Source organism: Microcoleus sp. S1D4 (genome assembly GCF_036700765.1).
Taxonomy (GTDB): domain Bacteria; phylum Cyanobacteriota; class Cyanobacteriia; order Cyanobacteriales; family Microcoleaceae; genus Microcoleus.
In genome coordinates, this window is sequence record NZ_JAUBPP010000015.1 from 1 (window position 1) to 9,555 (window position 9,555).

A 9,555-nucleotide genomic window follows, 5' to 3' on the forward strand; every position below is an offset into this window, starting at 1 on the left:
TCCCAATTCCCAATTCCCAATTCCCAATTCCCAATTCCCAATTCCCAATTCCCAATTCCCAATTCCCAATTCCCAATCCGTGCCAAAATGAGTCTAAGAAATTTTTTGAGTTGGAAAACTAACGATGAGTGTAGATTCTAAATTGCAGCGCGCATTTGATCAAGGCCGCGCCTTGAAAATTATCAGCGGTTTAAATAATTTTGATGCAGCCAACGTTGCGGCTGTTGTCAAAGCAGCGGATCTCGGCGGTGCAACATTTGTCGATATTGCTGCCGATCGCGATTTGGTATTGATGGCAAAACAGTTGACAAATTTGCCAATTTGTGTATCGGCTGTGGAACCGCAAAAGTTTGTGGCTGCGGTAGAAGCTGGCGCTGATTTGATTGAAATTGGCAACTTTGATGCTTTCTACGCACTAGGCCGCCGCTTTGAAGCTGAGGAAGTTTTGGAGTTGACTCGCGAAACTCGATCGCTATTGGCGAACATCACGCTTTCTGTCACAGTTCCCCACATTTTGGCACTCGACAAACAAGTGCAGTTAGCAACAGAATTAGTCAAAGCTGGGGCTAATATTATTCAAACCGAAGGCGGCACCAGCGCCCAACCAATTCACGCCGGAACTTTAGGATTAATTGAAAAAGCAGCGCCTACTTTGGCTGCAGCCTTTGAAATTTCCCGCGCCGTACAAGTTCCCGTACTCTGCGCTTCGGGCATCTCCAGCGTCACCGCACCGCTTGCTATTGGCGCGGGCGCTGCGGGTATTGGTGTCGGTTCTGCTGTCAGCCAACTTAATAGCGAAGTGGCGATGATTGCTGCTGTTCGCAGTTTGGTGGAAGCTTTGGCAAAAGTAGAGCGATCGCACTTTGCTGCTTCAATTTAATTAAGAAGTTCGGCAACGAGTAATGTGCGGGATTTAATAGATATAATTCCCGATTAACCATGACTCCTGCCGTCATCAGTCATCAATAAGAGGGAAGAAGGAAGAAGGTTTTTTTCCCATCTTCCCCGACTTTAATAGTTGATCCACCACACAGCATAATCTTGCAATAACTGATGGTTTGGGGAGATAACATCGACTGCTTTTAACTCTGCTAAAAGCAAGATAAATCTTTTGCGATCGCCGACGCGCTGCACTCTGGCAAAAATGCCGTCTTCAGTAACCACAAAATCCTCAACTCGGTCAATTATGAATTTATCAGTATAAGAAGGTTGAGTTTTTTTAAGCCTTGCATATTCTTTTTTGCTACCCAAACCCATTGTATACTCTTCTTCCCATTCAAACTCTTCTATACCCGTAACCTGGCAGGGACATTGGATATGTTGCTTGATGTATTCTAGATATTTAATTGAATTGTCGCGGGTGGAATTAATATTTTTATTTCTTAAGATTTTTTTAATTTGGGTTTCAAATTTCTTGTCGTTAAATGGGTTGTTTTCAGCAAACTGGGCGAACACTTCTGGATTGAACCCCCCTGTCAATTCCGGTATTTCGGCAAGCAAGCGCTGCAAGTCGTTGAACGGTTTCGGTCTTCTGCCTGCTACAATGGTTTCATCAAGCTGGACTGGAGGAAGTTCTGATTCTGAAAGCAGAGGTTTGGTTTGATTTGGGCGATCGTCAAATTTAGACTTGTTAACTTTAGATTTGTTAAGTTGAGGTTTGTTAAATTTAGGCATCGCTCGGTTCCGCTGTACTGGTTAATTAATAAAGTATATCTTGGCAGAAGTACATTCGTGTCTGATAGATAGGAGGAAGCTGTGATGCAATTACTGAAATCGCCCGATGAATTGGAAGTCTATCAAGGGCAATTCGGCGAGTTTACGATTACTCAAAGCGATCGCACCGGAGTGCTGATCTACCGGGCCGGGTTGGGAGTGGCAGCGCTGTGTTTGGCGGTGGGCGCTACTCTGGTGTTGCAAAGCGGCGACAACCCAACAGCAATCCAAGCTTTAACGCCTGTTTTTGCGTGTTTCTGGATAGCTTTAGGCGTTAGTTTAGCAACTATTCACATTTACATGATTCCGCTGCACCGAACGTTACAGGCGTTTTGGGCGATCGGTGGCGCGGCAGCAGTATTTGTCGCCCTACAAAGCAGCGAACCTTTAGCTTTAACAGTGTACGAAAATCCAGCGACTTTGTGGGGAATTGGCTTTACTTTTGCGGCATTAAATGGCATTTATTTTAAAGAAGCTTTTTGCTTCAACCGCCTAGAAACTAAGTTTTTAACTCCAGGAGTTCCGCTGTTGATTTTAGGACATATTTTTGGTTTTCTGTCACCGGAAAACGAACAGTTGTTGCTAGGATTTTGGGCAATATTGTTCATCATTTTTGCAGTCCGCAAGTTCTTTCAACCTATACCGCAGGACATCGGAGATAAGAGCGTTTTTGAGTACCTCAAACAAAAACAGTAGAGAAGGTTCGGCAGCGGATTTAGTAGCGGATTTAATGGATTTAATTGTGCACTCGCAAGTTAAGTTTTTTGGCGTGATTTCTATTAAGATTGGTTGGCGAGCGCACTCGGACTCAAGAAACCGGGTTTTGTAAGCTCATCTTTGGGGTGCAACTAAGTAGTTTAAGAAAAACCCGGTTTCTAGTCATTGGTGCGTAAATCCTCAAGAATTATCTCGATCGGAATTTTGCCAGAATGCGAAAACCTCAAATCAAAATTAGTCTGATCCGCCGCCGAGAAATGTGGGCAATTACCTGGGAAGGTTGGGTAATTGCGATCGCGGGATTAATCATTGCAATGGTCTTAATTATCACAAATATTTATCCATTTTTTGCGGTAAATTCGCCGCTGAAATCAGATATATTGGTTGTCGAAGGGTGGTTGCCGGATTATGCGATCGAAAGTGCGATCGCCGAATTCAAAAAAGGCGAATACCGCCAATTAATTACTACTGGAATTCCAGTAAATAAAGGCTACTATCTCGCTGAATATAAAAATTATGCCGAACTGACAGCAGCGACTTGTATAGCCCTAGGATTTGACAAGGACAAACTGGTAGCCGTACCCGCACCGAATGTCATGAAACACCGCACAGCCGCTTCTGCGATCGCCCTTCGAGATTGGCTGGCTGCATCGCCCCTAAAAGTAGACACAATTAATCTCTATTCCTTTGGCCCTCACGCCCGCAGAAGTTGGATGGTTTTTAAAGAAGTGCTGCATCCTGAAATTAAAGTTGGGATAATAGCTGCAGAACCGCAAGATTATAACCCGCAGGAATGGTGGAAATCGAGCGAAGGTTTTCGGACAGTAATTGGGGAAATCATAGCTTATATTTACGCCCGTTTTGTCGATTGGAAAGCTTAGCCATTCTTTTTAACTCTTCCCCTTCTTCCCTTCGCGTTCTTTGCGCCTTTGCGGTTCGTTAAAAAAAATCTATATCCCACCCAAAATGATAAAAACATTTTCACGTCAATTGAGGGCAAGTCGTTGCTAGAAGAACGCGCTTACTGGTTAGCATGGTCGCAGATTAGCGGTATCGGGCCAATTTTGTTGCAAAGATTGCACCAACACTTTCCTAGTTTGGCAGCAGCTTGGACGGCTAAGCCCGTAGATTTAATGCGAGTCGAAGGGTTTGGGAAACAGACAATAGAAACGGTTTTGCAAGAACGATCCAAACTCAATCCCCAAGAATTTATTGAACAACATCTTATTAAAAATCCCTGTTTTTGGACACCCGCCGATCCAGATTATCCCAGCTTGTTATTAGAGATTCCCAATCCGCCGCCGGTGCTGTACTATCGTGGTTTAGTTGACCTTAAGGAAAATCGCGGAATTACGCCGACGGTGGCAATTGTTGGGACTCGAAGTCCTTCGGAATACGGCCGCCGCTGGACTCGCAAATTTAGTGTGGCTTTGGCTACAAACGGTTTTACTGTGGTTTCGGGATTTGCTGCGGGAATTGATACGGAGGCTCATACAAGCTGTTTGGAGGCGGGTGGCCGGACTTTGGCTGTTTTTGGTACTGGGGTTGATATTGTTTATCCTAGGCCAAATGAGCGGTTGTGCGATCGCCTGTTGCAGCAGGGATTGGCAATTAGTGAATATCCGGCGGGAACTCAACCGAATAAAACTAATTTTCCGCGCCGAAATCGGATAATTGCTGGCTTGAGTCGGGCTACAATTGTGATAGAAGCTCCGCACAAATCTGGTGCTTTAATTACTGCTTATCAAGCTAATGATTTTTGCCGGGATGTGTATGTTTTGACGGCAAGATTGGATGATGAGCGGTCTTTTGGTTGTTTGGAGTTGCTGAGTAAAGGTGCTCATCCAATTCTCCCGAATAGCGATCGGCTGTTAAGCGAAGACAGGTTGTTGGAAATGCTCGGAGCTATGCCAAAATTGGATAATGCCAAGCAGTTGTCGCTGTTTCCGCCAAATCAGACGGTTGAGAAGCGCACGCCGCCGTTGGAGCCGGAATTGGCTAAGGTGTTAAGTGCGATCGGCTCCGGGACGATTTCTTTTGACACAATTGTGGAAGCAGCGGGATTAGAAGCGGGAACAGTTTCTGGTATACTTTTGCAGTTGGAATTGTTGGGATTAGTTTCGCAGTTGCCGGGAATGCGTTATCAGCGCTGCTGATGTGGAAGTAATACGGTTTAGGCTAGGTCATTGGTGTCAACTTAAATCTAAAACCCTCTCGATCTCTCGTTTACCGCCGAGGCCAGATCCCCCTAAATCCCCCTTAAGAAGGGGGACTTTGAGAAGATTCTTGTCCCCCCCCTTTTTAAGGGGGGTTAGGGGGGATCTGCCAGACTATTAAAACAAGTGATTGAATCCAACTCAATCTTAAATTAATCCGAAATTAGCAGCGCTAATACTGCTAGCAGAAACTCCGCTGAGAGAAGCTAAAATCTCCCCAGTTTGTGCCAAACGAATTAATGTTGAACCGCTATCTTGACTAATCGCCAACTGCGAGAAATCCAGCCCGCTACCCAATACTAACAAGTCTTGACCGAGTTCAAAATCTGCGATCGTATCAGTACCGGAATTCGCAGAAAGCAAGAACTTATCTACTCCCATTCCTCCCGTCAAAGTATCACTTCCCAAACCGCCAGTCAGCAAATCATCTCCCTTACCTCCGTAAAGCATATCGTTGCCATCATCGCCGTTCAAAATGTCAGCGCCGCGATTGCCAAACAAGGCATCATCACCGCCACTTCCGAGCAAAGTATCGCTACCTTTGCCGCCGAAAACAGTGTCATTTCCGAGAGTTCCATCAATGGAATCATTGCCCCTCATGCCCATCAATACATTATCTGCGCTGTCGCCAATCAGGATATCGTCGCCATTTGTACCGAGAATTGCATTCGGGGAATTGCTGCCCAAATCTGCATCGCCGGTGAGAACGGGAGTCGCAAGGCCAACTGGTAAAACTACTGCTTGAATTCGGCTATCTAAAGCAGCACCGGTATTCTCAGTAACTACCAGAGAAATTGGTTTATTTCCCGTACCAACTGCTTTGAAATCTTGAGTTGTCGGGCCCAAGGCTACTTGTTGGACGCGGGCAACTGATTCAGGAATTGATGTAGCTGTTGGGTTGGAAACAGCGCTATCAATGCGTTGATTGGCTGTTGCCATTACTGTCGCTGCTTGCGAGGTAATTTGGGTGATTTGTTGACTGTTGAAACTGGGGTCTATTTGCTGAATTTTTGCGGCTGCTTGCTGAATGATTGGTTCTAAGGCTGCTGCGTTGCTGAGGTTTAAGATTGTACTGGATTGAATTCGATCGGTAATTGAACTGACAACAGCTTTGACAATATCGGTATTGACTGCACTGGAAGCGCCGTCAATCAAAGCGCTGGTTTGGGTGATGAAGTTTTGGACTTTCACCATTGCGGATAAGACTTGGACTCCGCCTGGTAAATTTTGGTTGGTGGCTGCGATCGGATCTAAGCTAGTTAAGTCAACTTCAGCGGGGAGTCCAAGGGCGGCTTTGACTAAAGATTGGGCTTCTTCTAGTGCAATTCCTTTGTCGGTTAAGTCGGCGACTAAGGTGGTTAGGAGGGTGACTACACTAGAATCTGGGGGTGCGGTGACTGGTGTTTCTAGGGGTAAGCCGGTGGCGGTGTCAGTGCCTCCTGTGGCTACTAGATTGCCTTCTGATGGGTCGATTTCTCCGTTTTTGTTGGTGTCGAAAGTCTCGAAGGGGATGTTGAGATTGAATTTACCGCCTGTATCGGTAATTGTGGATGGTTCGTTGGTGTCGAGGATGCTGTTTTTGTTGGCATCGAGGAAGAGGGTTGCACCCTCTATGTAACCGTCAATGACTACGCCGGTGCTGCTAAATTGCAGCAACATACCCTTACCCGAATATGGACCCGTCTCGTCGTCACTGACAGTAGCGCCAGCCCTGTCTGTTGCTGTTAACTTAATCCTGAACTCCTGCGGTATGGGACTTGCGCCACTGAGTGTACGGGTATCTGGATTGAAGGTGAGCCAACTTGGCAGGGGACTGCCGTCCATCAGAGTTGCTGTGTAGGTAAGCGTGTCACCTGGATCGGGGTCAGTGAAAGTGTTCGACGGAAATTGGTACTCGAATGTTAATGGGTTATTGCTTACTGTCTTGAACTCGTGATGCCAAGGGGTTGTATCGGGGCCGTAGTTGATTTTCGGCGGGTTGTTGGGGTCGTTGTCTGCGATCGTCACAGTAGCAGTAGATGACTCGCCTATCTTTTGGGGGTAGGGAGTATTTTCTAAGGTGATAACTACTTTTTCGTCGCCCTCTACTTGGCTGTCATCGCGGACATTGACAACCATGTTGACGCTGCGTTGACCCGCTGGAATGGTGACAAAGTTGTTATAGCCGTAGGACGGGTTAGTGGGTAATAACTGAGGGGGTTCGGAATCTGAAACTAATTCGTAATCAGGACCTGGTAGAGCAAGGTTGTTTTGATTACTATACGATCCATCTGACACATCGAACCCCTTGAACCTGTAGTAGACATTCAGCGCATTAGCTAGGTTGCCAGTACGGGTAATGGTGAATTTTCCAGGATTGGGTTCTTCGGGTGGAAAGATGGTTTCCGCAGCATTGGGATCTGTAGCACTGATGGTCAGCGTTGGTTCGATATTAGGGGCTGTAAAAGAAAAAGGTTGTCCTTCGACAAACGGTGAACCCGCCCAAGCACCGTCGATCGCCTGTACACTCCAGTTATAAGTTTGTTCAGGGATTAAGTAATCTGGTTTTAACAGCCAACCAGGCGAGTAGGAATTGCTGGGGCTGTTGGGGTTGGCTTGATGGACATTTCCCAACTGCACTACTTGCCGAGTTCCATCATCCAGGGACATCGGGCCAACAATGTACTCTTTAATAGGGTCGCCACCGTAGGAGGGATTGGGACGAGTAGTCCAAACTTGTAGGTTATAGCTTAAACCCTGATTTGGAGTTTGAGCGTCGATCGGATTCCCCTGTCCTCCGGGCAAACTTAAGATAACTCCTTCGGGAGTAATCCAAGGGTAATTGGAACCTTGAGGTGCAGAGGGTGGCGTGTTCGCATTAGGGGTATTGTTGCGGTAGACTTTGACAAAGGTGTCACTGCTACCGGGTGAATTATCTCTTGTCGTGAGTGCAATATCTAGTCTGCCGTCCTTGTCGTAGTCTCCCGAAGAACTCGGGCTGGCAACATTATCAGGCAGCCCTGCATCCTTGAGGAGTTCAAAATTGGTGCCAGCATCATTTTTTTCGTAAACTTGGGCGACACTGGAACCCGGATTACCACCCACTTCTGTCACAAGGATATCCAGCTTGCCATTGTTGTCGTAGTCTCCCCAAGCACCGGGACTACCACCATACCCGAATTGGTAATAAGCTTCCTGAAAGCTAGTAGTATCCCCATAGCTATTGTTTCCGAGCAATCTGGTACGGCCGTAGTTCAATTCATTTGGACGCGACGCTCCACCTGCTCCACCTGTAAGCAAGATATCTAGTTTGCCATCGCTGTTGGAGTCTCCCCATGCACCGTAAATAATAGGTTCTTGGGGGTTTTGATTTTGCGGCAGTGGCTTTTCGGTAAAGCCATTGCCAGTGTTGCGATACAATTTTGCGATGTAATTTGACTTGGGGTCGCTTTGTGCAGCGGTGTCCCCTGTCAGCAAGATATCGGGTTTGCCATCGTTGTCGTAGTCTCCCCAGGCCGCATTGCCAATAACACCGGGCAAGCTAGCCCCAGTCTCCTCCTCAAAGGTAAGGGCGTAGTAAAAGATACTGCCGTTGTTAAAGCCAGTAAGCTCGTTGCGGAACACTTTGGCGATGTAGCCTGAACTCGTGTCACCTGTGAGTACGAGATCCTTTCTGCCATCGTTGTTGTAGTCTCCCCAAGCTGCGGAACCGTTGAAAATACCAGGCAGCTTTACCCTGCTGTCTAGAGTAAATTTAGTGGGGTCGATCGAGGTTGGGTAATCGGGAAGAGTGCTATCAGTCCTCTGGTTCCGGTACAGTCTGGTGATGGGGGTGTAGGGAAAACTTGGGACGTAGGGTGCACCAGGGATGGAAGAAGGGTCTGGTGGAGGAGTATCAATTACGCCTGTGAGCAAGATATCGAGATCGCCATCATTGTCGCTGTCTCCCCATGTAGCAGAAGGTTTGGAATTATGCTCTTTCCCATTTTCCTGGATCACACCTCCGTAAACGGTAGGCAGGCCTATATCAACTGGTGTAAAGCTACCGTTGTCGTTGCTGTAAACTTTCGGGGTGTATTGCGATCGGGGAAAAGAAAATGAGTTGTTTTGTACACTACCTCCTTCCATCACCAACAGATCCAAATCGCCGTCATTGTCGAAGTCTCCCCACGCATTAGGGCCGACAAAACCAGGTATCGTCAGATCCGCGAGTTCGTTGGTGAAAACTTTATCCAAAATTTTCAAGGTCGTAGAGCTCTGAGTGCCAATATTGGCATTATCCGCACTAGCGATCCGAAACGCGATTTCTTCTGTTCCCTCAGCTTCACCATCCGATAAGATATCAACTGTGAAAGTTTTGGTATCTTCGCCTGGGTTAAAGGTAAGTTGACCAGAGTAATTGGAGGCAAAGTTCCAATCTTTTCCCAAAGTCGCTGAACCACCAGTAACAGGTTGTAGGTACGCCCTGGAAGTTTTGCTTATATCCCCGGTGCGAGTGAGAGTAATTTCTTGCTTAACGACTTCTGTGGCACTTTCCTTGACTTTGTAAGTAGCTTGGGAAAAACTTATCGTGGGATCGTTAAGATCAGTAATTCGATCGACAGTTCCGACAGATTGAGGCCGATCGTTAGATTTCGGTATTCCGATCGGTCTGTTTGGGCTGCTTGTTCCTGTAGTGTTTGGTGTCGGTGTCGGCGTCGGCGAATCCGAATCGGGCGGTAGCGGTGCTCCTCCCGGAGTCGGAGTCGGAGTGACAGATGTCGTCGGAGTCGGAGTCGGAGTGACCGATGTCGTCGGAGTCGGAGTCGGAGTGACCGATGTCGTCGGAGTCGGAGTCGGAGTGACAGATGTCGTCGGAGTCGGAGTCGGAGTGACAGATGTCGTCGGAGTTGGAGTCGGAGTGACAGATGTCGTCGGAGTTGGAGTCGGA

General features: G+C 47.2%; 6 protein-coding genes. 4 read left to right on the forward strand and 2 right to left on the reverse strand.

The window, feature by feature from the left end; translation table 11 throughout:
- Nucleotides 1–124: 124 nt before the first annotated feature.
- Nucleotides 125–880, forward strand: coding sequence for a DUF561 domain-containing protein (locus QT998_RS16585; RefSeq protein ID WP_333088820.1), 756 nt, complete (start codon nt 125–127; stop codon nt 878–880).
- A gap of 131 nt (nt 881–1,011) precedes the next feature.
- Here the strand turns inward: QT998_RS16585 and QT998_RS16590 are convergent, their stop codons facing one another.
- Nucleotides 1,012–1,674, reverse strand: coding sequence for a hypothetical protein (locus tag QT998_RS16590; RefSeq protein ID WP_333115755.1), 663 nt, complete (start codon nt 1,672–1,674; stop codon nt 1,012–1,014).
- A gap of 84 nt (nt 1,675–1,758) precedes the next feature.
- Between QT998_RS16590 and QT998_RS16595 the strand changes: the two genes are divergently transcribed.
- The 3 genes from QT998_RS16595 to dprA all read left to right on the forward strand — a co-directional run bounded on the left by QT998_RS16595 (nt 1,759) and on the right by dprA (nt 4,586).
- The gene (locus tag QT998_RS16595; RefSeq protein WP_333115758.1) at nt 1,759–2,409 is read left to right on the forward strand and encodes a DUF2301 domain-containing membrane protein; all 651 of its coding nucleotides are present in this window, start codon (nt 1,759–1,761) and stop codon (nt 2,407–2,409) included.
- A gap of 233 nt (nt 2,410–2,642) precedes the next feature.
- Nucleotides 2,643–3,311 carry a YdcF family protein gene (locus tag QT998_RS16600; RefSeq protein ID WP_333088814.1) on the forward strand — a complete coding sequence of 223 codons (669 nt, stop codon included), beginning with the start codon at nt 2,643–2,645 and terminating at the stop codon, nt 3,309–3,311.
- Between the two features lie 123 nt (nt 3,312–3,434).
- Nucleotides 3,435–4,586, forward strand: a complete 1,152-nt coding sequence (gene dprA, locus QT998_RS16605) for a DNA-processing protein DprA (RefSeq protein ID WP_333115760.1) — start codon at nt 3,435–3,437, stop codon at nt 4,584–4,586.
- Nucleotides 4,587–4,793: 207 nt separating this feature from the next.
- Here dprA and QT998_RS16610 read toward each other — a convergent pair.
- Nucleotides 4,794–9,555 (reverse strand): FG-GAP-like repeat-containing protein (locus tag QT998_RS16610; RefSeq protein ID WP_333115762.1); only part of this gene is annotated, 4,762 nt, incomplete at its 5' end.

Excerpts from the sequence above, each read along its gene's own strand:
- QT998_RS16590 (WP_333115755.1), bottom strand. The coding sequence starts at position 1,674 with ATGCCTAAATTTAACAAACCTCAACTTAACAAATCTAAAGTTAACAAG.
- QT998_RS16600 (WP_333088814.1), top strand. The coding sequence starts at position 2,643 with ATGCGAAAACCTCAAATCAAAATTAGTCTGATCCGCCGCCGAGAAATG.
- QT998_RS16585 (WP_333088820.1), top strand. The coding sequence starts at position 125 with ATGAGTGTAGATTCTAAATTGCAGCGCGCATTTGATCAAGGCCGCGCC.
- QT998_RS16595 (WP_333115758.1), top strand. The coding sequence starts at position 1,759 with ATGCAATTACTGAAATCGCCCGATGAATTGGAAGTCTATCAAGGGCAA.